This window comes from Streptomyces sp. NPDC004065, assembly GCF_044903565.1.
In the GTDB taxonomy this organism is placed as follows: Bacteria; Actinomycetota; Actinomycetes; order Streptomycetales; family Streptomycetaceae; genus Streptomyces.
Genome location: NZ_JBJDQT010000017.1, coordinates 110,259 through 136,033 on the forward strand (window position 1 = coordinate 110,259; position 25,775 = coordinate 136,033).

A 25,775-nucleotide genomic window follows, 5' to 3' on the forward strand; every position below is an offset into this window, starting at 1 on the left:
GTTCCCTGGACTCTTCCGAACAGGACACTAAGTCGACAAGTGGCGCACGTTCAACGAACACGCCGAACCTCCCGTTTTTCTTTTCACCCTATGTGATCAGCCATAGCGGTGCCCAACCAGGGTGCTGGCCTGCACGGATACCCGTCAACTCCCCGATGACGCCGGGGCGGTGGGAACACTGACGTCGAAGTGCCGCGCGCCGGGGGCCGCTTTCATCAGCGCGGTCAGCGCACGGGCCTTCTCCGCCCCCCTCTCGGCGCTGCCCCAGACCACGGTGCGCCCGCCGTTCAACTCCAGCGAGATGTCGTCATAGGTACGGACCTTGACGAGCCGGGTGTCCCGGGCGACCGCGGCCGGCAGCCGCGCGGCGACGGCGACCGCCTCGCGCACGAGCCGGCCCTCGCCGAAGCGCCGCAGGCTCGCCGCCGCGGCGGCGGAGCGGGAAAGGGACAATTCCAGGACGGGAACGCCCCGGGGCGCCCGGGAAACCGTGGCGAAGCGGACCCCCTTGGCGTCCACTTCGACGAACTTTCCGCCCTTTTCCTCCACCATGACCGGGGTCCGCTCGACCACTTTCAGCCCGATTTCCCGGGGCCAGGAGCGGACCACGTCCACGGTGTCAATTCGGGGCAATTGCCGGCGCAGCCGCGCCCCGATCGCACCGGTGTCGACGGAAATCAGGGGGGCGCCGACCGGGACCCCGGCGGCCTCGCGCACCTGCGCGGCGGTCAGCACCCGGGTCCCGGAGACCGACACGCGCTCCACGCGCGTCCACCGCGAGCCGTAGAGCAGCCAGACGGAGCCGGCGCCGAGCAGCACCAGGACGAGCGCCAGGACGACGATCGTGCGGAGCCGCAGCCGGCGCAGTCTCCGCAGCCCGCGGGCCAGGGGCGGGCCGGACGACTCCTGCTGGCGTTCACCGCGTTCGGCGGTCGTCGGTCCGGCCACGCTCTCGAGCCCCTTCGGTCATATGGTCCTAACGGCGGGAGGCGATCGCCTCGTACACCATGCCGACGAGCAGCTCGTCGGCGTCCCGGCGGCCGAATTCGCCGGCCGCGCGGGACATCTCGTACAGCCGGTGCGGGTCGCCGAGCACGGGCAGCACGTTCTGCTGCACCCACTGCGGGGTCAGGTCCGCGTCGTCGACCAGCAGGCCGCCGCCGGCCTTGACCACCGGCTGGGCGTTCAGCCGCTGTTCGCCGTTGCCGATGGGCAGCGGTACGTAGGCGGCCGGAAGCCCGACGGCGGACAGCTCGGCGACGGTCATCGCGCCGGCGCGGCAGAGCATCATGTCGGCCGCGGCGTACGCGAGGTCCATCCGGTCCAGGTAACTTACCGGGATATAGGGGGGCATGCCCGGCATCTGCTGCACCTGCGGCAGTTCGTTCTTCGGGCCGACCGCGTGCAGGATCTGGATGCCGGCCTGCTGGAGCCAGGGCGCGACCTGCTGGACCACCTCGTTGAGGCGGCGGGCGCCCTGTGAGCCGCCGGAGACCAGCAGGGTGGGCAGATTGGGGTCGAGCCCGAACATCGCGCGCGCCTCGGGGCGCACGGCGGCCCGGTCCAGGGTGGCGATGGAACGGCGCAGCGGGATGCCGATGTAGCGGGCGCCGCGCAGCTTGCTGTCCGGGGTGGAGACGGCGACCTGGGCGGCGTAGCGCGAGCCGATCTTGTTGGCCAGGCCGGGGCGCGCGTTGGCCTCGTGGATGACGATCGGCACGCCGAGCCGCTTGGCGGCCAGGTAGCCGGGCAGCGCGACATAGCCGCCGAAGCCGACCACGGCGTCGGCCTTGGTGCGCTCCAGGATCTGCTCGGTCGCCTTGATGGTGCCGCGCAGCCGGCCCGGCACGGTGATCAGCTCGGGGGTGGGCTTGCGTGGCAGCGGCACCGCCGGGATCAGCGCGAGCTCGTAGCCGCGCTCGGGGACGAGCCGGGTCTCCAGACCGCGCTCCGTGCCCAGGGCCGTGATCCCCACGGTCGGGTCCTGCCTGCGCAGGGCGTCCGCGAGGGCGAGCGCGGGCTCGATGTGGCCCGCGGTACCTCCGCCGGCGAGTACGACATGCACCGAAATTCACCGCTCTCCGGACGAACGCGCCGCCGAGGCGCGCCGTCGCATCGTGTTCCATCTCCGAGACCCCCGGTCGGGTTCCCGGCCGGCGTCCCGGCCAGTCTTCCGGCCGGAGTGCCGATCGGGCTTCCGACCGGATTTCCGGCCGGCCGCGGAGCCTCCCGCCCGCTTTCTACCAAAGCGGGGTTGCCGCATGGCAAGCGCCGCCCGCGCAGCGGGCTCGTCTCGCGCGAACGCGATCAGCAGCCCGATGGCGAACATGGTCGGCAGCAGGGCGGATCCTCCGTAGGAGAACAGCGGGAGCGGGACGCCGGCGATCGGCAGCAGACCGAGCACCGCACCGATGTTGATCACCGCCTGCGCGGTGATCCAGGTGGTCACGCCTCCCGCGGCGTACCTCACGAAGGGTTCCTCCGTGCGTCCGGCCACGCGGATGCCCGCATAGCCTAGAGCCGCGAACAGGGCGAGCACCGACAGCGTCCCCGCCAGGCCCAGTTCCTCACCGGTGACGGCGAAGATGAAGTCGGTGTGGGCTTCGGGCAGTTGGCCCCATTTCTCCACACTCGCACCCAGTCCGGAGCCGAAGATTCCGCCGGAGGCGAGGGCGTAGATGCCGTGCACCGCCTGCCAGCAGCGGCTGGCGTCGGTGGAGCCGACGCAGGCGAACCGGTCCAGCCGGTTGGGGCTGGTCTTGATGAGGATCAGCCCGATCACGGCGGCCATCGACAGCACGCCCACGAACAGGCGGGTGGGCGCGCCGGCCAGCCACAGCAGGCCGAACAGGATCGCGGTGAGGATGATCGCGGTGCCCATGTCGCCGCCGAGCATGATCAGGCCGAGCAGCAGGAAGGCGACCGGGACGAGCGGCACCAGCATGTGCTTCCACTGCGTGAGCAGCCGCCGCTCCTGCTTGCGCGCGATCAGGTCGGCGCCCCACAGCACCAGCGCCAGCTTGCCGATCTCGCTGGGCTGGATCTGGAAGGAGCCGCCGAGGGCGATCCAGTTCTGGTTGCCGTTGACCGACATCCCTATCCCCGGCACCTGCACCAGCGCCATCAGGAACACCGCGCCCGCCAGGATGGGGTAGGCCAGCGCCCGGTGCAGCTTCACCGGCATCCGGGAGGCGGCCAGCAGCAGTACGGCGCCGATCACGGCCGCGAGCAGCTGCTTGCGGAAGAAGTACGAACCGGGCAGCGACATCTGCAGCGCGGTGATCTGGGAGGCCGAGTAGACCATCACCAGGCCCAGCACGGTGATCAGCGCGCTGCCGCCGAGGATCAGGTAGTACGCCGTCAGCGGCCGGTCCCAGGCCTTGCGCGCCCGCAGGACCAGCCCGCGCACGGCGCTGCCGCGCACCGGGCCGGCCGGAGCGGGCCGCGTGACGGACCGCTGCGCGGGCGGGCGGCCGGTGCGGCTGCCGGGGCTACCGGGCATCTCCGCCTCCGCTGTACGTCGGCCGTGAAGGTCGCACGCGTCCCTCCCTGGGTCGCCCGGCCGCGGCAGGCGGCCGGGTCAGGCGCCGAGTTCGCGAACGGCCCGAGCGAACGCGTCGCCGCGCTGGTTGTAGTTGGCGAACATGTCCATGGAGGCGCAGGCCGGGGCCAGCAGTACCGTGTCGCCGGGCCGGGCGAGCCGCCGGGCCTCCTGGACCGCCTGGAGCATCGCCCCAGTGTCGGTCCGGTCGAGGTCGACGACGGGTACTTCGGGGGCGTGTCGCGCGAGGGCGTCGCGGATCAGGGCGCGGTCGGCGCCGATGAGCACCGCCCCGCGCAGCCGCTTCGCCGACCGCGCGACCAGTTCGCCGAAGGTGGCGCCCTTCGCGAGGCCGCCCGCGATCCACACGATCGACTCGTAGGCGGCCAACGAGGCTTGTGCGGCGTGGGTGTTGGTGGCCTTGGAGTCGTCGACGTAGGCCACGCCGTCGAGTTCGGCCACGAGCGCGATGCGGTGCGCGTCGGGGGTGAAGGCCCGCAGGCCGTCCCGCACCGCCCGGGCGGGGACGCCGTAGGCGCGCGCGAGGGCCGCGGCGGCAAGGGCGTTGGCGATGTTGTGCGGCGCGGCGGGTGTGACGTCGGAGACCTCGGCGAGCTCCTGGGCGCTGCCGTGGCGGTCCTCGACGAAGGCGCGGTCGACCAGGATGCCCTCGACGACGCCGAGTTGGGAGGGGGCCGGGGTGCCGAGGGTGAAGCCGACGGCGCGGCAGCCCTCCTCGACGTCGGCCGCGCGCACCAGGTCCTCGGTCGCCTTGTCGGCGGCGTTGTAGACGCAGGCGACCCGGTTGCCCTCGTAGATACGGCCCTTGTCGGCGGCGTAGGCCTCCATGGAGCCGTGCCAGTCGAGGTGGTCGGGGGCGAGGTTGAGGACGGCGGCGGAGTGGGCGCGCAGCGAGGGCGCCCAGTGCAGCTGGTAGCTGGAGAGCTCGACGGCCAGCACGTCGTACGGCTCGTCGCCGAGGACGGCGTCGAGCAGGGAGACGCCGATGTTGCCGACGGCGGCCGTGCGCAGGCCCGCCGCCTTCAGGATGGCGGCGAGCATCTGCACGGTGGTGGTCTTGCCGTTGGTGCCCGTGACGGCGAGCCAGGGGGCGGCGCCCGGGCCGCGCAGCCGCCAGGCGAGCTCCACGTCGCCCCAGACGGGCACGCCGGCTTGCCGGGCGGCTTCGAAGAGCGGCTTGTCCGGCCGCCAGCCGGGGGCGGTGACGATCAGTTCGGTGCCCTCGGGCAGGGTGTCGCCGTCGCCCAGGCGCACGGTGACGCCGAGGGTCCGAAGCTCGGCGGCCTGGGTCCGGGCCCGCTCGTCGTCGCCGTCGTTGACGACGGTGACCTTCGCGCCGAGGCCGGCGAGGACCTTGGCCGCCGGGACCCCGGAGACGCCGAGCCCGGCGACGGTGACGTTCTTCCCCTGCCAGTCGGTCACTTGTCCGCTGCCCATCCCGCGTAGAAGAGGCCGAGCCCGACGATGACGCAGATGCCCTGGATGATCCAGAAACGGACCACGACGAGCACCTCGGACCAGCCCTTGAGTTCGAAGTGGTGCTGGAGCGGGGCCATCCGGAAGACGCGGCGGCCGGTGAGCCGGAAGGAGCCGACCTGGATGACCACCGACATGGTGATGAGCACGAACAGGCCGCCCAGGAGGGCGAGCAGCAGCTCGGTGCGGGAGCAGATCGCCAGGCCCGCGAGCACGCCGCCGAGCGCGAGGGAGCCGGTGTCGCCCATGAAGATCTTGGCCGGTGAGGTGTTCCACCACAGGAAGCCCAGGCAGGCGCCCATCAGCGCGGACGCCACGACCGCGAGGTCCAGCGGGTCGCGCACCTCGTAGCAGGCGCCCGGGTTGGTCAGGGTCATGGCGTTGGCGCAGGACTCCTGGAACTGCCAGACGCCGATGAAGGTGTAGGCGCCGAAGACGAGGACGGAGGCGCCGGTGGCCAGGCCGTCCAGACCGTCGGTGAGGTTCACGCCGTTCGACATCGCGAGGATCATGAACAGCGCCCAGACCACGAACAGCACCGGGCCGATCGTCCAGCCGAAGTCGGTGATGAACGACAGCTTCGTGGAGGCGGGGGTGTTGCCGCGGTTGTCGGAGAACTGCAGCGCGAGCACCGCGAAGGCGATGCCGACGATCAGCTGGCCGGCCATCTTCGCCTTGGCGCGCAGACCCAGCGAACGGCGCTTGACGATCTTGATGTAGTCGTCGAGGAAGCCGACCAGGCCCATGCCCACCATCAGGCCGAGCACCAGCAGACCCGAGTAGGTCGGGGGGTAGCCGGTGATGACCTTGGACAGGAAGTAGGCGGCGACCGTCGCCAGGATGAAGGCGATGCCGCCCATGGTCGGCGTACCGCGCTTGCTGGCGTGCTCGCGCGGGCCGTCGTCGCGGATGTACTGGCCGTAGCCCTTGCGGGCCAGCAGCTTGATCAGCAGCGGGGTGCCGACCAGCGTCAGGAAGAGGCCAATGACTCCCGCGAACAGGATCTGCTTCATCATCGGGCGGCGACCTCACCCTCGGCACCGGTCTGCAGCAGCGCCTGGGCAACGCTCTCCAGACCGACCGAACGGGACGCCTTCACGAGCACGACGTCCCCCGGGCGCAACTCGCTGCGCAACAGGTCGACCGCCGCCTGTGCGTCGGACACGTGCACCGACTCCTCACCCCACGAACCCTCGTTATATGCGCCCAGTTGCAGCCAGGACGCTTCCCTGCCCCCGACCGCGACGAGCTTGCTGACGTTGAGCCGGACGGCGAGCCGCCCGACCGCGTCGTGCTCGGCGAGCGCCTCGTCCCCGAGCTCGGCCATCTTGCCGAGCACCGCCCAGGTCCGCCGCCCCTTGCCCATCGCCGCGAGCGCGCGCAGCGCGGCCCGCATGGACTCCGGGTTGGCGTTGTAGGCGTCGTTGACGACGGTCACGCCGTCCGGGCGCTCGGTGACCTCCATCCGCCAGCGGGACAGGGAGTCCGCCCCGGAGAGCGCGGTGGCGATCTCCGTTGCGGACATGCCCAGCTCATGGGCGACGGCGGCCGCGGCGAGCGCGTTCGACACGTGGTGCTCACCGTACAGGCGCATGGTCACATCGGCTGCACCGGAGGGTGTGTGGAGCTTGAAGGCGGGCTGTCCGCTGTCCGTGAGTCTCACGTTCTCGGCGCGTACGTCCGCTTCGCCGGACTCTCCGAAAAGGACCACCTTCGCCTTCGTTCGGGAGGCCATGGCTTTCACCAGCGGGTCGTCGGCGTTGAGGATCGCCGCGCCGTCCTCGGGCAGCGCCTCCACGAGTTCGCCCTTGGCCCGGGCGATCTGCTCGCGGCCGCCGAACTCGCCGATGTGGGCGGAGCCGACGTTGAGCACCAGGCCGATCCGCGGCGGGGTCAGCCCGGTGAGGTAGCGGATGTGGCCGATGCCGCGGGCGCCCATCTCCAGGACGAGGAACCTGGTGTCCTCGGTGGCGCTCAGCGCGGTCAGCGGCAGCCCGATCTCGTTGTTGAGGGAGCCGGGTGTGAACACGGTCGGCGCCTTGCGCCGCAGCACCTGGGCGATCAGGTCCTTGGTACTGGTCTTGCCGGCCGAGCCGGTCAGGGCGACGAGGGTCGCGCCGAGCCGGGTGACGACGTGGCGGGCGAGGGCGCCGAGGGCGGCCTGGACGTCCTCGACGACGATCGCGGGCACGCCGACGGGCCGGGACGCCAGCACGGCGACGGCGCCGGCCCCGACGACGTCCCGCGCGAAGTCGTGGCCGTCCACGCGCTCGCCGGCGAAGGCGACGAAGAGGCTGCCGGGCACCGCCTCCCGGGAGTCCCGGACGACGGGTCCGGTGACCTGGACGGACGGATCCGGTATGTCGTGCGTCTGCCCGCCGACGACTTCTGCGATCTCGGCGAGGGAGAGGGCGATCACAAGTTCATCCCCTGGGTCGTGAGGATTTTCATCCCTGGGCGTTCTGGATGGCTTCGCGGAGCACCTGGCGGTCGTCGAAGGGGCGGACCACTCCGGCGATGTCCTGGCCCTGCTCGTGCCCCTTGCCCGCGACCAGCACCGTGTCCCCGGGCCGTGCGCGGCCGACGGCGGCGGCGATCGCGGCGGCCCGGTCCTCGAACAGCAGCACCTCGCCGCGCTCGTGCGCCGGCACGGAGGCCGCGCCCTCGAGCATGGTGGCGAGGATCGCCAGCGGGTCCTCGGAGCGGGGGTTGTCGGAGGTCAGCACGGCGGTGTCGGCGAGCCGGGCGGCGGCGGCGCCCATCGGCGCGCGCTTGGTCCGGTCGCGGTCGCCGCCGCAGCCGAGCACCACGTGCACCCGGCCCTTGGTGACCTTGCGCAGCGCCCGGAGCACCGACTCCACGGCGTCCGTCTTGTGCGCGTAGTCGACCACCGCGAGGTACGGCTGCCCGGCGTCCACGCGCTCCAGACGGCCCGGCACGCCCGGTACGGCCGCGACACCGTCGGCGGCGGCCTGCGGATCGAGGCCGGCCGCGGCCAGCGCGACGACGGCGGCGAGGGTGTTGGCCACGTTGAACGGGCCCGGCAGCGGCGACCTGGCGGCGATCCGCTGCCCCTCGGGGCCGACCACGGTGAACGTGGAGTCCATCGGGCCGACGTGGACGTCCACGGCACGCCAGTCGGCGTCGGGGTGGCCCTCGGCCGAGAAGGTGACCACGGGGACGGTGGCCTCGGCGGCGAGCCTGCGGCCGTACTCGTCGTCGTGGTTGACCACGCCCAGCCTGCTGCGCCGCGGCGTGAACAGCTGCGCCTTGGCCTGGAAGTAGTCCTCCATGCCGGAGTGGAACTCCATGTGCTCCGGGCTGAGGTTGGTGAAGACGGCGATGTCGAAGACGCAGCCGTCGACGCGGCCCAGCACCAGGGCGTGGCTGGAGACCTCCATGGCCACCGCCTCCACCCCGCGCTCGCGCATGACCGCGAACAGGGCCTGCAGGTCGGTGGCTTCGGGCGTGGTGCGCTCGGACTTGATGCGCTCCTCGCCGATGCGCATCTCCACCGTGCCGATCAGCCCGGTGGACCTGGCCGTCTTCAGACCGCCCTCGACGAGGTAGGCCGTGGTGGTCTTGCCGGAGGTGCCGGTGATGCCGATCTGGAGCAGGTCGCGGCCCGGGTGGCCGTAGACGGCGGCCGCGAGCTCGCCCATCCGCCCGCGCGGGTCGTCGGCCACCAGGACCGGCAGGCCGGTCGCGGCGGCGCGCCCGGCGCCCGAGGGGTCGGTGAGCACGGCGACCGCGCCGAGGCTCGCCGCCTGCGTGACGAAGTCGGCGCCGTGGGTCCGGGCGCCGGGCAGGGCGGCGTACAGGTCGCCGGGGCGCACGGCACGCGAGTCATGGGTGATGCCCGTGACCTCGGCCGCGCCGTCCGGCCGCTCGGCACCCAGCAGGCCGGCGAGCTCCGCGAGGGGTGTCGCGGTGACCCGGGCCGGTCGCGGCGGACCCGGCTGGGTCGCACCCGGGCCCTTCTGGCTGGTTGGGGACTGATCAGCGTGTGGCACGGCCGTGAGCGTACCGGGCGTACCCGCCTGCGAGCGAAGTGAGGGACCGGGGCCGCCGGGTTTGCCGGGGCCGGGAGTGATCGTTGTCACGGGCTGTTCCTGGTGGGTGTCGTCCGGTGGTACGGGGTGCGGGACGGGGCGGGCGGGGTGCGGGGTTGCGGGTCGGCTGCGGGCGGGCGGGGTGCGGGGTGCGGGTCGGCTGCGGTGGGGTGGGGGCGGTCGGGCCGGAGGCCCGCGGGAGGCGGGGGGGCGGTTCGGGGGCGGCGCGGTCGGTTCGAGAGGGTGAGGGGCGGGCCGCCGGTCAGGGCTTGAAGTCGACCGGCAGGTTCGCGGGCCTGGCGCCGGTCGGCGGCACCTGGAGCGTCTTCAGCGCGAACTCCATGACCTGCTTGTAGATCGGGCCGCAGATCTGGCCGCCGAAGTAGCTGCCCTTCGTGGCGTTCTGGATCGCGCAGTAGACGGTCACGCGGGGCTTGTCGGCGGGCGCGAACCCGGCGAAGGAGGAGGTGTAGCCGCGGTATCTGCCGGTGGCCGGATCCACGCGGTTGGCCGTACCCGTCTTGCCCGCGACGCGGTAGCCGGGGATGCGCGCCTTGACACCCGTGCCCTGCTCGTCGTCCACCACGGACTCCAGCATCCGGGCGAGTTCCCGCGCCGTCCGCGCGCTCACCACACGGGTCTTCGCGGGCTCGTCGGCGGCCGTGAAGCGGCCGTCGGGGCCCTTGGCGCCGCGGACCAGGGTCGGCTGGATCCGGACCCCGCCGTTGGCGATCGTCGAGTAGACGGAGGCGGCCTGCAGGGCGTTGATGGAGAAGCCCTGGCCGAAGGGGATCGTGTACTGCTGCGAAGTGGACCACTTCCCGGGCGGCGCCAGGATGCCCCGGGTCTCGCCGGGGAAGCCGAGCCCGGTGGGCTCGCCGATGCCGAACTTGCGCAGATAGGAGTGGAGGACCTTGTTGGCCTCCGGCTGGCTCTTGCCGAGCTGCCCGGTGGCCAGGATGGTGCCGATGTTGCTCGACTTGGCGAGGACGCCGTTGAGCGTGAGGTACCAGGTGTCGTGGTCGACGTCGTCCTGGAAGAGCCGGTCGCCGCGGTGCAGCCGGTTGGGCACCACGACGTGGGTGAGCGGGGTCGCGGCGCCCTCCTGCAGGACGGCGGCCATGGACATCACCTTGGCCGTGGACCCCGGCTCGTAGGCGTCCTGGACGGCCGCGTTGCCGAGCGCGGCCGGATCGGCGTGGGTGAGGTCGTTGGGGTTGAAGCCGGGCGAGTTCGCCATGGCGAGGATCTCGCCGGTGCGGGTGTCCTGGACGACGACGTAGCCGCGGTCCGCGCCGGACTTCCTGACCTGCTCGGTGATGGCGTTCTGGGCGGCCCACTGGATGTCGCGGTCGATGGTGAGCTCCACGTCGGAGCCGGGCACCGCCGGCGTCTCGGTGGACCCGGCGGTGGGCACCTCGCGCCCGCCGGACTGGGCGTAGCGGACCTGCCCGGGCCTGCCGGACAGCTCGTTGTCGAGCAGCCGCTCGATGCCGCCGCCGCCCTTGCCCTCGGCGTTGACCCAGCCCAGTATCCCGGCGGCCAGGTCGCCGTTGGGGTAGACCCGCTTGCTGCTGGGGTCGGAGAAGACGCCGGCCAGGACGTTGACCGTGGACCTGTCGGTCTGCGACTTCTTGGCGAGCGCGGTCTTCAGGTCCTTGATCTGCTTCCAGACCTGCGGGGCCTGGCGGCGGGCGAGCAGGACGTAACGGGTGTTGGGCGTCCTGAGTTTCCGGGCGATCTCGGACTGGTCCTGGCCGAGGATCGGCGCGAGCAGCGCGGCGGCCTGCTCGGGCCCGTCGCCGACCTTCAGCTCGTCGCGGGTGAACATCGTCGGGTCGGCCGTGATGTCGTCGGCGTCGACGCTGGTGGCGAGGGCGACGCCGTTGCGGTCGGTGATGCCGCCGCGCGTGGCGGCGATCGTGTGGACGACGTAGCGGTTCTGGTCGGCCCTGGCGGCGTAGGCGCTCGCGTCGACGGCCTGCACCTGCAGCAGCCGTACGACGAAGACCAGCAGCACCAGCGTCAGGGCGAGGGCGACCATGCGCAGCCGGGGGCGGGGGCTGCCGAGCCGGAGCACGCGGGTGGGCGGGGGCTGCCAGGGGCGGCTCGGGCGGCGGGCGGGGCGGGTGCCGGCGCCGGGACGCTGCCGGGTGCCGGGGCGGGCGGGCCTGGCGGGTCCGGGCACGCGGCGGCGCGGCGGTTCCCTGTCGGACACTTCCGTCACCTGCCGGTTGTCGGGGTCGTGGCGGGCTGGGGGGTGAACGCGGCCGCCGGGGCCGCGGGGCCGGCGGAGCCCGCGGGCGGTGCGCCCGGCGGTGCCGTGGCGGTCACCAGGGGGGTTCCGGGCGGACCGGCAGGAGCGGCGCCGTCCGCGGGACCGGCCGCGGGACCGGCCGCGGGACCGGCCGGGGACAGCGGGCCGCCGGTCGCGGCCGGCGGGCCGTCCGCCGGGGACAGCGGGCCGTCCGCCGGGCCCGCCGGGGCGGACGCGGCCGGCGGGGCGGACGCCGGGGACGGCGCGGCGGCCGGGGAGGGGACACCCTTGACGGTGCCGTCGGGGCCGAGGAACGCGGGGTCGCCGCCGGGGACCATGCCGAGCTCGCGGGCGCGGCGCTGCAGGGCGTCGGGGGCGGAGTAGGAGTCGATGTCCCGTTGCAGCGCCTGTTCCTCGTCGGTGAGGTTCTTGGTGTCCTTGCGCAGGTCGTCGAGTTGGAAGGCGCCTTCGCTGAGCGCGGAGTTCAGCACCAGCAGCCCGATGAGGCCGCCGCCGAGCAGCAGCACGACCAGGAGCACGAAGGGCGTACGGGCGGCCTGCCGGCGGCCGGCCGGGATGAGCCGGGCGAGCCGGGCGGCCCTGCCCCGCAGTTCGGGTTTCGCGCTCACCTGTCCCCCTGCCTCACTCGACGTCCTCCCTGATGCGCTCGGCCCCGCGCAGCCGGGCCGGTGCCGCGCGCCGGTTCTCGGCGATCTCCTCCTCGGTGGGAAGTTCGGCACCGCGCGTGAGCAGCTTGAGCCGGGGCTGGTAGCGCTCGGGGACGACCGGGAGCCCGGGGGGCGCGCTCGAGGCGGCGCCGGCCGCGAACACCTGCTTGACCAGACGGTCCTCCAGCGAGTGGTACGACAGCACCGCGATCCGCCCGCCGACCTCCAGGGCCTTCACCGCGGCCGGGACGGCCCGTTCCAGCACGGCGAGTTCGCCGTTGACCTCGATGCGCAGCGCCTGGAAGGTGCGCTTGGCCGGGTTGCCGCCGGTGCGCTTGGCGGCCTGCGGCAGCGCGTCGCGGATCAGCTCCACCAGCCGGGCGCTGGTGGAGAAGGGCTCCTTGGCGCGCTCGCGCACGACGGCGGCCACGATCCGCTTGGCCTGCTTCTCCTCGCCGTAGGCGCGCAGGATGCGGACGAGTTCGCCGGGCGGGTAGGTGTTGAGGACCTCGGCGGCGCTGATGCCGGTGCTCTGGTCCATGCGCATGTCCAGCGGCGCGTCCTGGGCGTAGGCGAAGCCGCGGTCCGCCTCGTCCAGTTGCATGGAGGAGACGCCGAGGTCGAACAGCACGCCCGACACGCGCGGGAGGCCGAGCCGGTCCAGCACGGCGGGCAGCTCGTCGTAGACGGCGTGCACCAGGGTGGCCCGCTCGCCGAAGGGGGCCAGCCGCTGGCCGGACAGGCGCAGCGCCTCCTTGTCCCGGTCCAGGGCCACCAGGCGGACCTCGGGGAAGCGGGTGAGCAGCGCCTCGCTGTGGCCGCCGAGGCCGAGGGTGCAGTCGACCACCACCGCTCCGGGCCGCTCCAGGGCGGGCGCCAGGAGGTCCAGGCACCGCCGGAGCATCACGGGAACGTGTCGGCTGTCGCTCAAGGGGCCCTCTCAGATCCGGCGCGACCGCACGCACCGCCCGGTCCCCGACCGCTCGTCGGCGGTGGGCCTGCCGGCGCCGGAAGCGTCAGCCGGCCGGGAGCGGGAGAAGGCCGGGCCGTACGTACGCGCCGCGCACGCGGGGAGACCGTCCGGGCCGGCCGGGGGTCTCCGGGGAATGCAGGTCAGCAGGGAGAGCCGCGCCTCCCGCTTCGCGTCACTTTAGTCCACCCTGTCGCGCGGTCAATCAACCGGCCTGCGCGTCGCCCGGCGGAGTGGCGGCCGCGCGGAAAGGGCCGGGATTCACCCGGACGGCCCCGTGTTCGCCCTCCGTGTGGAGTCGCTCACACCACGCCACTGGGGGGCTCTTTGTCCCGTCTCACGACAGGACCGCCGCGCGCACGGCCAGTAACGTCATGAGTATGACGACTTCTGCATCGGTTCCCGCCGGGTCCGGTTCCGCATCGGTTCCCCCCGCCGGGACCGGCGGCCCCATAACCGACGGCACCGTGACCGACCGGCTGGTCGACGCCAACCAGCGCTACGCGGACGCCTTCACCGACCCCGGGATGGACGCCCGCCCCGTCCTGCGCGTCGCCGTGGTGGCCTGTATGGACGCCCGTCTCGACCTGCACGCCGCGCTCGGCCTGGAGCTGGGCGACTGCCACACCATCCGCAACGCCGGCGGGGTGGTCACGGACGACGTGATCCGCTCCCTGACCATCAGCCAGCGCGCCCTGGGCACCCGCAGCGTGGTGCTGATCCACCACACCAACTGCGGCATGGAGTCCCTCACCGAGGAGTTCCGGCACGAACTGGAGATGGAGGTCGGACAGCGGCCCGCCTGGGCGGTGGAGGCCTTCCGGGACGTCGACCAGGACGTGCGGCAGTCGATGCAGCGGGTGCGCACGTCGCCGTTCCTGCAGCACACCGACGACGTGCGCGGCTTCGTCTTCGACGTCAGGACCGGCCGGCTGCGCGAGATCGACCCGGCCTGACCGTCCCGTCCGCCCCGGGGATTTCCGCGTCCGGCACGCCGCCGCCACCTGCAAAAGGCCGTAAGACCCGACATATCGAGGCCAGTTGTCCACAGGCGAGTGACACGAATCGGTAACGGCGGCAAGAATGCGGGGTGTGGCGTCACGCGGGACCCTTTCCGCGGGGTGTCCGTGTTTCGGGGTGGGCCGGTCCGCACAGCAGAGCGTCGGCCCGGAAAGAGGCCGAGGAGGGCCGGGTGACGACCTATGACGATCGAGCGAGCCTCACTGATCTGACCGCCACCGCGGAGCGGGTCCGCAGTTCGGTGGAAGGAGTGATCGAGGGCAAGCCCGAGGTCGTACGGCTTTCGCTGACCGTGCTGCTCGCCGAGGGACATCTCCTGATCGAGGACGTTCCCGGGGTGGGCAAGACGATGCTGGCCAAGGCGCTGGCGCGGTCCATCGACTGTTCGGTGCGGCGCATCCAGTTCACGCCCGACCTGCTGCCCTCGGACATCACCGGGGTGTCCATCTGGGACCAGCAGCGGCGTGACTTCGAGTTCAAGCCCGGCGCCGTCTTCGCGCAGATCGTGATCGGCGACGAGATCAACCGGGCCTCGCCCAAGACCCAGTCCGCGCTGCTGGAGTCCATGGAGGAGCGTCAGGTCACCATCGACGGGCAGACCTACGAACTGCCCAGCCCCTTCATGGTGGTGGCCACGCAGAACCCGGTCGAGATGGAGGGCACCTACCCGCTGCCCGAGGCCCAGCGCGACCGCTTCATGGCCCGGGTCTCGGTGGGCTACCCGAGCGTCGAGGCGGAACTGCAGATGCTGGACGTGCACGGCGGCGCCTCCCCCCTGGACGACCTCCAGCCGGTGGCGCACGCGCACGACATCGTCAAGCTGATCGAGGCGGTGCGCGGCGTGCACGTCGCCGAGTCGGTGCGGCGGTACGCGGTGGACCTGGTCGCCGCCACCCGCGCCCACCCCGACCTCAGACTCGGCGCCTCGCCGCGCGCGACGCTGCACCTGCTGCGCGCGGCGAAGGCGTCCGCCGCGCTCAGCGGCCGGGAGTACGCGCTGCCGGACGACGTGCAGGCCCTGGCCGGCGCCGTCCTCGCCCACCGTCTGCTGCCCACCGCCCAGGCCCAGCTCAACCGCCGTACGGCCGAGCAGGTGGTCCAGGAGATCCTGCAGCACACCCCGGTGCCCGCGACGCCCGCCCAGCACGGCGGCTTCGGCCTCGGCCGCGGCACGCCGGAGTTCGGGCGGCCGCAGCCGCGGAGGCTGTGATGGCGGACGCCGCCGCGGCACGGGTGCGGGACGACCGGGACGGCGGGGGCGGCGTCCGCACCGCGCTGGCCGGTCTGACCACCCGCGGGCGCTCCTTCCTGGCCGCCGGGGTCGCGGCGGCCGTCTGCGCCTACGTGCTCGGGCAGGGCGAGCTGCTGCGGGTCGGGCTGCTGCTGGCCGTGCTGCCGCTGGCCTGCGCGACCGTGCTGTACCGCACCCGCTACCGGGTCGCCGGCAGCCGCCGTCTGTCCCCCGCGCGCGTGCCCGCGGGCAGCGAGGCCCGGGTGCACCTGCGGATGGACAACGTCTCCCGGCTGCCCACGGGACTGCTGATGCTCCAGGACCGGGTGCCGTACGTGCTCGGTCCGCGCCCCCGCTTCGTGCTGGACCGGGTCGAGCCCGGCGGCCGGCGCGAGGTGTCCTACCGGGTCCGCTCCGACCTGCGGGGCCGCTATCCGCTCGGGCCGCTGCAGCTGCGGCTGACCGACCCGTTCGGGATGTGCGAGCTGACCCGCTCCTTCTCGACGTACGACACCCTCACCGTCGTACCGCGCGTGGAGCCGCTGGCGCCGGTGCGGCTGGGCGGCGAGGCCAAGGGGTACGGCGACGGACGGCAGCGTTCGCTGGCGCTGGCCGGCGAGGACGACGTCATCCCGCGCGGCTACCGCTACGGCGACGACCTGCGGCGCGTGCACTGGCGTTCCACCGCGCGCTACGGCGAGCTGATGGTGCGCCGGGAGGAGCAGCCGCAGCGCGCCCGCTGCACGGTGCTGCTGGACACCCGGGCCGTCGCCTTCCGGGGCGCGGGTCCCGACTCGGCCTTCGAGTGGGCGGTGTCGGGCGCCGCCTCCGTGCTGGTGCACATGCTGGAGCGGGGCTTCTCGGTACGGCTGCTGACGGACACCGGCAGCTCGGTGCCCGGGGAGGGCGGCGACGGGTTCGCGGGCGCCACCCAGGAGTCGGCGGACGCGGCCGGGCTGATGATGGACACCCTCGCGGTGATCGACCACTCCGACGGGGCGGGCCTGTCCCGCGCGTACGACGTGCTGCGCGGCGGCAACGAGGGGCTGCTGGTGGCCTTCCTCGGCGACCTGGACGAGCAGCAGGCCCAGGTCGTCGCGAAGATGCGCCAGCGGAGCGGCGGCGCGGTCGCGTTCGTGCTGGACAGCAGGCAGTGGACGCGGGAACCGGGTGACGTGGCCGGACCCGCCGACGGCGGCGAGGAGCGGCTGCGCCTGCTGCGCGAGGCCGGCTGGACCACCGTGCGCGTCCCCCGGGGCGCCTCGCTGGACGAGGTCTGGCGCCGGGCGGACCACGAACGCACGGCCGTGGGCACGGGCAGCGGCGGGCGCACGGAGGGGGCCGGGGAGGTCCGGGGATGAGTGCGCTGATCGGCCCGGGGACGGGCGGCCGGGACGGTGGCCCGGCGGGTGCGGGCGGCAAGGGTGCGACGACTTCGGAGGGGGCCGGATGAGCGGGCGGAGCCGGCTGGCGTTGTGTGCGGCGGCGGCCACGCTGATGGCGGCGTGCGCGCTGCTGCCCCTGGTCTCGTCCGCCACCTGGATCGTGCAGGTCACGCTGATGCTGACGGTGCAGTCGGGGGTCGGTGCGGCGGCCCGCCGGGTGCCGCTGGCGCGGCCGCTGACCGTGGGGGCGCAGGCCCTGGTCACCTTGGTGCTGCTGACCCTGGTGTTCGCCCGGCGGCAGGCCCTGCTGGGGCTGGTGCCCGGCCCGGACGCCGTCCGGCACCTGGCCGAGCTGCTGCGGCAGGGCGGCGAGGACGTCGGCCGGTACGCGATACCCGCCCCGCTCACCGACGGCATCCGGCTGATGCTCGTCGGCGGGGTGCTGCTGATCGGCCTGATCGTGGACACCCTGGCGGTGACCTTCCGCAGCGCGGCCCCCGCCGGCCTGCCGCTGCTCGCCCTGTACTCGGTCGCCGCGGGCCTGTCCGACGGCGGCACCGGCTGGCTGTGGTTCCTGGTGGCGTCGGCCGGCTATCTGATGCTGCTGCTGGCCGAGGGACGCGACCGGCTCTCGCAGTGGGGCCGGGTCTTCGGCGGCGCGGCACGCGCTCCGGGCGGCGAGCCCGGCGGCGCGGTGGCGCCGGTGCGCACCGGGCGCCGCATCGGCGCCTTCGCGCTGGGGGTCGCCCTCGTCGTGCCGCTGGCCCTGCCCTCCCTGCGGGGCGGCCTGCTCGACTCCGCCGGGCCGGGCGCCGGTACGGGCGCCGGGGGCGGCGGCACCATCTCCGCGGTGAACCCGCTGGTGTCGCTGCGCGACAGCCTGAACGTGGACCAGGACCGCACGGTCATGACCCTGCGCACCGACTCCGCCGACACCTCGGACCTGTATCTGCGGATCGTGTCCCTGGACGACTTCGACGGCACCACCTGGAAGCCGTCCCAGCGGCACATCGTCGGCGTGCCCGACCCGTTCCCCACCCCGGCCGGCCTGAGCGGCGAGATCGCGCGCACCGAGGTCACCACCACGGTCTCGGCGGCCGACTGGTACGCCCAGGACTGGCTGCCGATGCCCTATCCGCCGAGCGGTGTGCGGATCGAGGGCAGCTGGCGCTACGAACCCGTGGGCATGACCCTCGTCGGCGACCACGGGCAGAACACGCGCGGGCTGACGTACCAGGTCAGGAGCCTGCATGTGCAGCCGACCGCGCAGCAGCTCGCCACGGCCGCGGCTCCCCCGCCGGCCCTGAGGCGCGAGTACACCCACGTGCCCAAGGCGCTGCCGGGAGTCGTCGCGGCCACCGCGCGCTCGGTCACCGCGGGGGCGGCCAACCACTACGAGCAGGCGGTCAAGCTCCAGGACTGGTTCACGGTCGACGGGGGCTTCCAGTACGACACCCAGGTCGAGGTCGGCAGCGGTTCCCAGGCGATCGCCAGGTTCCTGAAGGACAAGCGCGGATTCTGCGTGCACTACTCCTTCGCCATGGCGGCGATGGCCCGCACCCTCGGCATACCCGCCCGGGTCGCGGTGGGCTTCGCGCCCGGCTCCCCGCAGGCCGACGGCACCGTCACGGTGGGGCTGAAGGACGCCCACGCCTGGCCCGAGCTGTACTTCGAGGGCATCGGCTGGACCCGCTTCGAGCCGACCCCGACCCGCGGTACGACGCCCTCCTACACCCGGTCCGAGACCCCGGGCACCGCCCTGCCCGACCCGGCCGTGCCGTCCCAGCAGGCGAGCACGGCGCCCTCCACGGCGCCGTCGGCGAGCCAGAGCTGTTCGCCGGACCTCCGGCGGCTTCAGGAGTGCGGCGTCCCGTCCGCGCAGGCCGCGCTGCCCCGCGGCGACGGCGGCCCCCCGTGGTACACGGCCGCGGGCTGGGCGCTGGGCGGCCTGGCCGTCCTGGTCCTGCCCCTGTCGCCCCTGCTGTGGCGCCGGCGCACGCGCTCGGTCCGGCTGGGCGCGCACGGGCGCGGCGAGGCGGACGTGGTGTCGCACACCCTGGCCGTCTGGCTCGAACTGACCGACACCGCCTGGGACTTCGGTATCCCGCCGGACGAGTCGCAGACGCCGCGCGGGGCCGCCGGCCGGATCGTCCGGCTCGGGCGCCTCGACCCGGCGGCCGCCGCCTCGGCGCACCGGCTGGCCGACGCCGTCGAGCAGGTCCTCTACGCGCCGCGGCCGCGTCCGGTGGCGGGGCTCGCCGACGACGTCCGCCGCGTGACCGAGGGCCTGCGGGGTGCGGTGTCCCGCGGGGCCCGGCTGCGGGCGGCGCTGGCGCCGCGGTCCACGGCACGGGTGGTCTGGGGGGTTTCCGCGTGGTGGGCGGCGGTGCGGGGCCGGGTGGCGGTGCGCCTGCCTCTGCCCAGCCGGCCGCGCGACTCGGTGGGGTGAGGGGTCCGTCCCCGGGGCTCTGCCCCGGGGGCCCCGGGGGGGGGCTGGGCCCCCCGCGCCCCCGTTCGCTTTGCCCACCCGCCCGCCCGACTCGGTGGGATGAGGGGCACCGTCCCCGGGGCTCCGCCCCGGGACCCCGGCGGGGGGCTGTGCCCCCCGCGCCCCCGTTCGCTTTGCCCACCCGCCCGCCCGACTCGGTGGGATGAGGGGCACCGTCCCCGGGGCTCCGCCCCGGGACCCCGGCAGGGGGCTGCGCCCCCCGCACCCCCCTTTGCCCCATCCGGCCCGCCCGACTCGGTGGGGAAAGAGGTTGCCGTCACGGGGCTGCGCCCCGGACCCCATGCAGGGCTCCGCCCCTGCACCCCGGCGGGGGCCGCGCCCCCCGCACCCCCCCTTTGCCCCATCCGGCCCGCCCGACTCGGTGGGGAAAGAGGTTGCCGTCACGGGGCTGCACCCCAAACCCCATGCAGGGCTCCACCCCTGCACCCCGGCGGGGGCCGCGCCCCCCGCACCCCCCCTTTGCCCCATCCGGCCCGCCCGACTCGCTGGGGCGAGGAGTTGCCGTCACGGGGCTGCGCCCCGGACCCCATGCGGGGCTCCACCCCTGCACCCCGGCGGGGGCCGCGCCCCCCGCACCCCAGGCGGGAGCCACGCCGCCTGCACCCCGGCGGGGCTTCGCCCCTGCACCCCAGGCGGGGGGCTGCGCCCCCCTGCGCCCCGGCGGGGACCACGCCCCCGCACCGGCCGCCCGGGGTTCGCCCCGCGCCCCGGGCGGCCTTCCGCTCCACCGGCCGGCTTCCCCTCCCGCCGGACCTCCTCCAGCCCACCGGCTTCCCGGGTTCTGGTCGACCTCATGGTGCCCGGTCGGCCGGGCGGGCGGGTCGCGGACATGCGGGAGGGGGTGACCACCGTCGGTGGTCACCCCCTCCGCGAAACCAGAGGTGCTGGAGCGAGCCCGGCTAGCGGCCGCCCTGTTCGTCGCGGCGGCGCTGCCAGCGCTGCTCGATGCGGTCCATCATCGAGCGCTTGGGCCGGGCCTGCCGGCGGGCGTGCGGACCGCCCACGGCCTGCTCGCCCGGCTTGGGTGCCTTGCGCCAGCCCGTCACGGCCAGCACGGCGCAGCCCAGCATGGCGAGGAAGCCCACCACGCTCACCCAGATCTGCTGGACGATCACACCTGCCATGAGGAGCGCGATACCCACGAGGAAGCCCGCAGCCGCCTGGTAGACCCGCCGCCGGGTGTACGTACGCAGCCCGCTTCCCTCGAGCGCCGACGCGAACTTGGGATCTTCGGCGTACAGCGCTCGCTCCATCTGCTCGAGCATGCGCTGCTCGTGCTCCGAGAGCGGCACGGAGTCCTCCTCATCGTGCAGTCGCCGGGGCGACCGGGGGGGTCCCTTCAGGATAGGCAGGGAATCGCCCCCGTGAAACCCGCCCCTCTGCGCCAATTGGCCAACCGGAATCCGCCATGCACGACCCGGCTCACTGAGGCTTCCTTTCCCCGGCGGCCGACCCGTCATGCCGGACGGTCACCCCCGATCATACGGCCCGGAAGCGGAGATCGGGCGGGCTGTGGCGTACTCCCCATCCCCCGGCCCGGTGGCCTGCGGGACCCCCCTCGCACGGGTGCCGGCCCCGGCCGTGCTCAGCGCCGCGGAAGGGTCCGCGGGGTCCGCCTCACGCCCGGGCCGGCGGCGGTGCCGCGCGGCCGTCAGGCGGAGGCGGCCGGCGGGAGCTCGCCCAGGACGTGGAGCTGGGTGGCCACCGAGTGGAAGGCCGGCAGTTCGGCCGCCGCGGCCTCCAGCTTCAGCAGGGCGTCCAGGGCGCCGGGCTCGGTGTCGACCAGGACGCCGGGCACCAGGTCGGCGAAGACCCGTACGCCGTGCACCGCACCGATCCGCAGACCGGCGCCCTCGACCAGGGCGGTGAGCTGCTCGGCGGTGAAGCGGCGCGGCACCGGGTCGCCCTCGCCCCAGCGCCCGTCGGGGTCGGCCAGGGCATGGCGGGCCTCCTTGAAGTGGCCGGCCAGGGCGCGGGCCAGCACGGCGCCGCCCAGACCGGCGGCGAGCAGGCTGAGGACGCCCTCGGGGCGCAGGGCGGCCACCGCGTTGCGCACGCCCTCGGCGGGGTCGTCGACGTACTCCAGGACGCCGTGGCAGAGCACCACGTCCTGGCCGCCGCGCTCGACCACGTCGAACAGGCCGTGGGCGTCGCCCTGCACACCGCGCACCCGGTCGGCGACGCCGGCCTCGGCGGCGCGGCGCTCCAGGGCGAACAGGGCGTTGGGGCTGGGGTCGACCACGGTGACCCGGTGGCCGAGGCGGGCGAGCGGCACGGCGAAGTTGCCACTGCCGCCGCCGGTGTCGAGGACGTCCAGCGACTCGCGGCCCGTGGCCTTGACCCGGCGGTCCAGGGCGTCCTGCAGCACCTCCCAGACCACGGCCGTACGGAGGGAGGCGCGGGGCCGGGAGGGCTCGGAGCGCGGCGGCGTCGGCCGGTGGTGCGAGACGGGCGGGCGCATCGGGTCCGACACGGCAGTTGACTCCTCGAGGCGGCACCGCGTCTGTGCACGGCGGGGCGATCGGGCTGCCTTCCCGTTCCCGGGAGGAAAGGGAGGGCTTCAGGCGCCTTCCACCCTATTGCCTTCCTCCCGCTGTGCGCCGCCCGGCCGTGCCCGGGACCGGGCGTGCCCCCGCCCTGGCGGCGGGGCGCCCCGGAGCCGTACGGCGGGCCGGTCAGCCCGCGTCCGGCATGCCGCGCGGGGCGCGGGGCGCGCGGGGGGAGGGGTCCGTGCCGTCCGTGTCCTGGCGGGGCTGCGGCAGCACGGGCTGGAGGACGAGCATGCGCTCGACGAGGCGGATGAACATCGCCACGTCCCGTATCAGGTCGTCGGCGTCTCGGCGGCCGGCGGCGCCCTGGATCCCCGCCTCGGCCAGGGCGCGGCGGCGGGCTCCGGAGGCGAACAGCGCGCTCCACTCGGTGAGTTCGGGCGCGATCTCGGGGAGCACTTCCCAGGCGCTCCGGATCCTGGCGCGGCGCCGGGATGTGGGCTCCGGCCGGCCGCGGGCGGCGAGTACGGCCGCGGCGGTGCGCAGGGCGGCGAGGTGGGCGGTGGCGTACCGCTCGTTGGGCGTCTCGAGGACGGTGGCCTCGTCGAGGCCGGCGCGGGCCTGGGCGAGGAGGTCGAGGGCGGCGGGCGGGGCCGTGGTGCGGCGCAGGACGGGGTGCACGTCGCTCGCCGGGCCGGTCAGTGAGGGGGCAGGGCCGGTGGCGCGGCGCCGGCGGGCGGCGGCTGCGGACGAGTGGGCCATGACGAACCTCCTGTCGTCTGTGTCACGGCACAGGTGCCGTATGTCCTCATCGTGGGGTATGGCACTGACAATCCGTTCTGACCTGGGGTTTTGCCTCGCTCGCAAGTTCGGGGTAGTTTTTGCACTGACCAGTCAGTTCAAAATTTCCAGAGGGGGGAGCCGTGGACGGTCTCGGCGTCGTGGCCCACGACTTCGGACTGCGAGGGCCCCGCGGCTGGGCCTTCCGCGGCATCGGCATCGACGCGGAGCCCGGGTCGCTGATCGCGGTGGAGGGCCCGTCCGGTTCCGGCCGGACGTGCCTGCTGCTCGCGCTCACCGGGCGGATGAGGCCCACGGAAGGAGTGGCCACCGTGGGCGGCTTCACACCGCCCCGGCACATGTCCGCCCTGCGCCGGGCGAGCCAGCTCGCCAACGTCACCGGGGTCACCGACCTCGAACCGGCCCTGACCGTCGGCGAGCACTTGCGCGAACGGGCCCTGCTGCAGCGCAGGTTCGGGGCCTCGCTGCGGTGGCTGCTGCGGCCCCGGGCCGAGCAGCGGGCCGAGGGCAAGCTGCTGATCGACGCCGCGCTGGCCGCCGCGGGGCTGGACACCGCCTCGCTGCCGAAGGGCGCGCGCACCGCAGTACGGGACCTGGAGCGGCTGGAGGAGCTGCGGCTCTCCATCGCCCTGGCGCTCATGGCGCGGCCCCGGCTGCTCGCCGTCGACGACGCCGACTTCAAGCTGTCGGACGCCGAACGCGCCGAGGTCTGGGCTCTGTTGCGGTCCATCGCCGAGTCGGGGACGACGGTGCTCGCGGCCTGCAGCGAGGCCCCGCGGGACGCGGTGGTGGTCTCCACCCGCGACTGCGCGGACAGGGCCTCCGACCCGGCGAACGGCGACCGCGCCGACGGGGCGAAGGGCCGCGCCGGCCGGGCGAACGGCGACCGCGCGGATGGATCGAAGGGCCGCGCCCGGAAGGCCAGGAGCCGTACCGGCGGGGCGGGGAACGCGGTCGGCGAGGAAGCGACCCGCCCCGGCGGGGTGCAGACCACGGCCGGCGAGGAAGCGACCCGCACCGGCGAGGCGGAGACCACGGCCGGCGAGGAAGCGACCCGCCCCGGCGGGGCGGAAGGCGGCACCGGCCGGACCCAACGCCCCACCGCCGGGGCGGAGAACCCTGCCGGGAAGGCCGAGAGCCGCACCGCCGGGGCGGAGAACAGCACCGGCGAAGCGGGAGACCGCACCGGCGAAGCGGGGGACCGCACCGGCGCGCCGGAGGACGCGGCTCGCGGCAAGGACGAGGAGAAGGGGGCGGCCGATGCGCTCGCCGAAACTGGCCGCTCTTGAGCTGAGGCGCTTCGGGCGGGGGCGGCTGCCGCGCGCCGCCCTGGTGGCGCTGCTGGTGCTGCCGCTGCTGTACGGAGCCCTGTACCTGTGGTCCTTCTGGGACCCGTACGGGCGGCTGGACCGCATCCCGGTGGCGCTCGTCAACGACGACAAGGGCGCCACGGCCGGCGGCAGGAGGATCACGGCCGGGGACGACCTCACCGAGGGGTTGCTCAAGAGCGAGGTCTTCGACTGGCACCGGGTCGGCGCCGACGAGGCCCGCCGGGGCGTCGAGGACGGCACCTACTACCTGTCGCTGACCATGCCCGCCGACTTCAGCAGCCGTATCGCCTCCAGTGCGGGCGACTCCCCCGAGACCGGCGCCCTGCAGGTCCGCACCAACGACGCCAACAACTACATCGTCGGGCAGATCTCCAAGACGGTGTTCAACGAGGTGCGGACCGCCGCTTCCACCAAGGCGTCCCGGTCCTTCCTGGACCGGATCTTCATCTCGTTCTCCGACATCCACGGCCAGACGGTCAAGGCGGCCAACGGCGCCGACAAGCTCACCGGCGGCATCGGCAAGGCCGAGAAGGGCTCCAAGGACCTCGCCGACGGGCTGGCCGAGGCCGAGAAGGGCTCCGGCAAGCTCAGCAAGGGCCTGACGAAGCTCAGGACGGGGGCCGGCTCGCTGGAGGACGGCTCCCGGCAGGTCGCCGACGGCACGCAGGCGCTCGCCGACAAGGTCAACGCGATCGACGCCAAGGCCGGCCCCTTCCTGAAGGACAACGAGCGGACCATCGGCGACACCGCCCGGCTGGTGGCCGACTCCGCCAAGGCGATCCGCCACAACCTGGACACGCTGGTGGAAAGGGCACCGGCCGCCGCCAAGGGCGCCCACACCGCCTCCGCCCTGCTCGACGACGTCTACGCGCGGCGCTGCGAGCAGCCCGTGCTGCCGGACGCCGCCTGCGCGGACCTGAAGAAGGCCAAGCAGGCCGCCGCGGACGTCGCGACGATCGCCGACGACGTCAACACGCTGATCGCGGACAACGACGGCGACCTGAAGAAGCTCGACGGGCACCTGGCCACCCTGCAGAAGCAGGCCCAGGCGCTGGCGGACCACGCGCCGCACCTGTCCGAGGACCTGGACGACGCCGTCAAGAGGATCAACAAGCTGAACAAGGGCGCCGGCCAGGTCGCCGCGGGTGCGAAGAGGCTGCACGCCGGGCTCGGTACGGCCAAGGACGGCGCGGCGGACCTCGACGAGGGCGTCGGCCGGCTCAAGACCGGGGCCGAGACGCTGAACGGCGGCATGTACAAGCTGGCCGACGGCTCCAACCGGCTCGCCGGCGGGCTGCACCACGGCGCCCGGCAGATCCCGGACTACGGCAAGGAGGACCGCGACCGGCGCACCGGCGTCATGGCCGACCCGGTGCAGCTGGCCTCCCGCGACCTGCACCACGCGCCGAACTACGGCACCGGATTCGCCCCGTACTTCATCCCGCTGTCGCTGTGGGTGGGCGCCATGGTGGCGTACATGCTGATCGCGCCGATGAACCGGCGCGCGCTGGCGGCGGGCGCCTCCTCCTGGCGGATCGCGCTCGCGGGCTGGCTGCCGGTGGTGGTCGTCGGGGTGCTGCAGACCGCGGCGCTGATGGCGGTGCTGCACTGGGCGATCGGCCTGGAGATGGCCCGCGCGGGCGGGACGGTCGCCTTCCTGTTCCTGGTGGCGGCGTGCTTCGGCGCGATCGTGCAGTGGCTGAACGCCCGTTTCGGCCCGGCGGGCCGGATCCTCGTGCTGGCCCTGCTGATGCTCCAGCTGACCTCCGCGGGCGGTACGTATCCCGTGCAGACCAGTCCGGGCTTCTTCAGCGCCCTTCACCCCCTGCTGCCGATGAGCTACATCGTCGGCGCCCTCAGGAGGCTGATCACGGGCGGCGGCCTGGGCCCGGTGTGGCTGGCCTGCGCGGTGCTGGCGGGCTTCACCGCGGCCTCGCTGGCGCTGACCGCGCTGGCGGCGCGGCGCCGGCAGGTGTGGACGCTGGACCGGCTGCACCCGGAGCTGAGCCTGTGACGCCGTCGGT

Annotated in this window: 19 protein-coding genes; 6 read left to right on the plus strand and 13 right to left on the minus strand. The window is 74.1% G+C overall.

Annotated elements, in window-relative coordinates:
- Window positions 1–144: 144 nt before the first annotated feature.
- The 10 genes from ACI2LW_RS19345 to rsmH all read right to left on the minus strand — a co-directional run bounded on the left by ACI2LW_RS19345 (window position 145) and on the right by rsmH (window position 12,946).
- On the minus strand, window positions 145–948 hold the full coding sequence (locus ACI2LW_RS19345) for a cell division protein FtsQ/DivIB (RefSeq protein WP_404732416.1): 804 nt from the start codon (window positions 946–948) through the stop codon (window positions 145–147).
- Between the two features lie 28 nt (window positions 949–976).
- A complete protein-coding gene (gene murG, locus ACI2LW_RS19350) occupies window positions 977–2,065 on the minus strand; it encodes an undecaprenyldiphospho-muramoylpentapeptide beta-N-acetylglucosaminyltransferase (protein ID WP_404732417.1) in 1,089 nt (362 codons plus the stop codon).
- Window positions 2,066–2,071: 6 nt separating this feature from the next.
- Window positions 2,072–3,502, minus strand: coding sequence for a putative lipid II flippase FtsW (gene ftsW / locus ACI2LW_RS19355; protein ID WP_404732418.1), 1,431 nt, complete (start codon window positions 3,500–3,502; stop codon window positions 2,072–2,074).
- A gap of 78 nt (window positions 3,503–3,580) precedes the next feature.
- Entirely contained in the window at window positions 3,581–4,999 is a 1,419-nt protein-coding gene (gene murD, locus ACI2LW_RS19360; protein WP_404732419.1) for a UDP-N-acetylmuramoyl-L-alanine--D-glutamate ligase, read from the minus strand.
- Complete coding sequence (gene mraY, locus ACI2LW_RS19365) at window positions 4,981–6,051, minus strand: phospho-N-acetylmuramoyl-pentapeptide-transferase (RefSeq protein WP_404732462.1); 1,071 nt, start codon at window positions 6,049–6,051, stop codon at window positions 4,981–4,983. The genes murD and mraY overlap by 19 nt, the downstream gene beginning before the upstream one ends.
- Window positions 6,051–7,457, minus strand: coding sequence for a UDP-N-acetylmuramoyl-tripeptide--D-alanyl-D-alanine ligase (gene murF, locus ACI2LW_RS19370; protein WP_404732420.1), 1,407 nt, complete (start codon window positions 7,455–7,457; stop codon window positions 6,051–6,053). The genes mraY and murF overlap by 1 nt, the downstream gene beginning before the upstream one ends.
- A 28-nt stretch (window positions 7,458–7,485) precedes the next feature.
- On the minus strand, window positions 7,486–9,141 hold the full coding sequence (locus tag ACI2LW_RS19375; protein ID WP_404732421.1) for a UDP-N-acetylmuramoyl-L-alanyl-D-glutamate--2,6-diaminopimelate ligase: 1,656 nt from the start codon (window positions 9,139–9,141) through the stop codon (window positions 7,486–7,488).
- A 211-nt stretch (window positions 9,142–9,352) separates the two neighbouring features.
- On the minus strand, window positions 9,353–11,308 hold the full coding sequence (locus ACI2LW_RS19380; protein ID WP_404732422.1) for a peptidoglycan D,D-transpeptidase FtsI family protein: 1,956 nt from the start codon (window positions 11,306–11,308) through the stop codon (window positions 9,353–9,355).
- Window positions 11,309–11,313: 5 nt separating this feature from the next.
- Entirely contained in the window at window positions 11,314–11,976 is a 663-nt protein-coding gene (locus ACI2LW_RS19385) for a septum formation initiator family protein (protein WP_404732423.1), read from the minus strand.
- A gap of 13 nt (window positions 11,977–11,989) precedes the next feature.
- Window positions 11,990–12,946: a 16S rRNA (cytosine(1402)-N(4))-methyltransferase RsmH gene (gene rsmH, locus ACI2LW_RS19390; RefSeq protein WP_404732424.1), complete on the minus strand. Its 957-nt coding sequence runs from the start codon at window positions 12,944–12,946 to the stop codon at window positions 11,990–11,992.
- A gap of 419 nt (window positions 12,947–13,365) precedes the next feature.
- On the opposite strand from rsmH, the gene ACI2LW_RS19395 reads away from it, so the two are divergent.
- The 4 genes from ACI2LW_RS19395 (at window position 13,366) to ACI2LW_RS19410 (ending at window position 19,070) form a co-directional block, all read left to right on the plus strand.
- Window positions 13,366–13,941 (plus strand): beta-class carbonic anhydrase, encoded by a 576-nt coding sequence (locus tag ACI2LW_RS19395; RefSeq protein ID WP_404732425.1) that lies wholly within the window; start codon window positions 13,366–13,368, stop codon window positions 13,939–13,941.
- 236 nt (window positions 13,942–14,177) lie between these two features.
- Entirely contained in the window at window positions 14,178–15,215 is a 1,038-nt protein-coding gene (locus ACI2LW_RS19400; RefSeq protein ID WP_404732426.1) for an AAA family ATPase, read from the plus strand.
- Entirely contained in the window at window positions 15,215–16,597 is a 1,383-nt protein-coding gene (locus tag ACI2LW_RS19405) for a DUF58 domain-containing protein (protein ID WP_404732427.1), read from the plus strand. The genes ACI2LW_RS19400 and ACI2LW_RS19405 overlap by 1 nt, the downstream gene beginning before the upstream one ends.
- Window positions 16,598–16,685: 88 nt before the next feature.
- On the plus strand, window positions 16,686–19,070 hold the full coding sequence (locus tag ACI2LW_RS19410) for a DUF3488 and DUF4129 domain-containing transglutaminase family protein (protein ID WP_404732428.1): 2,385 nt from the start codon (window positions 16,686–16,688) through the stop codon (window positions 19,068–19,070).
- Window positions 19,071–20,029: 959 nt separating this feature from the next.
- Here ACI2LW_RS19410 and ACI2LW_RS19415 read toward each other — a convergent pair.
- The 3 genes from ACI2LW_RS19415 to ACI2LW_RS19425 all read right to left on the minus strand — a co-directional run bounded on the left by ACI2LW_RS19415 (window position 20,030) and on the right by ACI2LW_RS19425 (window position 22,381).
- Window positions 20,030–20,422 carry a DUF3040 domain-containing protein gene (locus ACI2LW_RS19415; protein ID WP_404732429.1) on the minus strand — a complete coding sequence of 131 codons (393 nt, stop codon included), beginning with the start codon at window positions 20,420–20,422 and terminating at the stop codon, window positions 20,030–20,032.
- A gap of 359 nt (window positions 20,423–20,781) precedes the next feature.
- Window positions 20,782–21,603 carry a methyltransferase gene (locus ACI2LW_RS19420; protein ID WP_404732430.1) on the minus strand — a complete coding sequence of 274 codons (822 nt, stop codon included), beginning with the start codon at window positions 21,601–21,603 and terminating at the stop codon, window positions 20,782–20,784.
- Between the two features lie 202 nt (window positions 21,604–21,805).
- Window positions 21,806–22,381, minus strand: a complete 576-nt coding sequence (locus tag ACI2LW_RS19425; protein WP_404732431.1) for an SAV_6107 family HEPN domain-containing protein — start codon at window positions 22,379–22,381, stop codon at window positions 21,806–21,808.
- Window positions 22,382–22,542: 161 nt separating this feature from the next.
- Here ACI2LW_RS19425 and ACI2LW_RS19430 point away from each other — a divergent pair, with 161 nt between their 5' ends.
- Together ACI2LW_RS19430 and ACI2LW_RS19435 are read left to right on the plus strand one after the other, a co-directional pair.
- On the plus strand, window positions 22,543–23,709 hold the full coding sequence (locus ACI2LW_RS19430; protein WP_404732432.1) for an ATP-binding cassette domain-containing protein: 1,167 nt from the start codon (window positions 22,543–22,545) through the stop codon (window positions 23,707–23,709).
- Complete coding sequence (locus tag ACI2LW_RS19435) at window positions 23,681–25,765, plus strand: YhgE/Pip family protein (protein WP_404732433.1); 2,085 nt, start codon at window positions 23,681–23,683, stop codon at window positions 25,763–25,765. The genes ACI2LW_RS19430 and ACI2LW_RS19435 overlap by 29 nt, the downstream gene beginning before the upstream one ends.
- Window positions 25,766–25,775: the final 10 nt, after the last annotated feature.

Excerpts from the sequence above, each read along its gene's own strand:
- ftsW (WP_404732418.1), bottom strand. The coding sequence starts at position 3,502 with ATGCCCGGTAGCCCCGGCAGCCGCACCGGCCGCCCGCCCGCGCAGCGG.
- murD (WP_404732419.1), bottom strand. The coding sequence starts at position 4,999 with ATGGGCAGCGGACAAGTGACCGACTGGCAGGGGAAGAACGTCACCGTC.
- mraY (WP_404732462.1), bottom strand. The coding sequence starts at position 6,051 with ATGAAGCAGATCCTGTTCGCGGGAGTCATTGGCCTCTTCCTGACGCTG.
- ACI2LW_RS19395 (WP_404732425.1), top strand. The coding sequence starts at position 13,366 with ATGACGACTTCTGCATCGGTTCCCGCCGGGTCCGGTTCCGCATCGGTT.
- ACI2LW_RS19405 (WP_404732427.1), top strand. The coding sequence starts at position 15,215 with ATGGCGGACGCCGCCGCGGCACGGGTGCGGGACGACCGGGACGGCGGG.
- ACI2LW_RS19410 (WP_404732428.1), top strand. The coding sequence starts at position 16,686 with ATGAGCGGGCGGAGCCGGCTGGCGTTGTGTGCGGCGGCGGCCACGCTG.
- ACI2LW_RS19425 (WP_404732431.1), bottom strand. The coding sequence starts at position 22,381 with ATGGCCCACTCGTCCGCAGCCGCCGCCCGCCGGCGCCGCGCCACCGGC.
- ACI2LW_RS19435 (WP_404732433.1), top strand. The coding sequence starts at position 23,681 with ATGCGCTCGCCGAAACTGGCCGCTCTTGAGCTGAGGCGCTTCGGGCGG.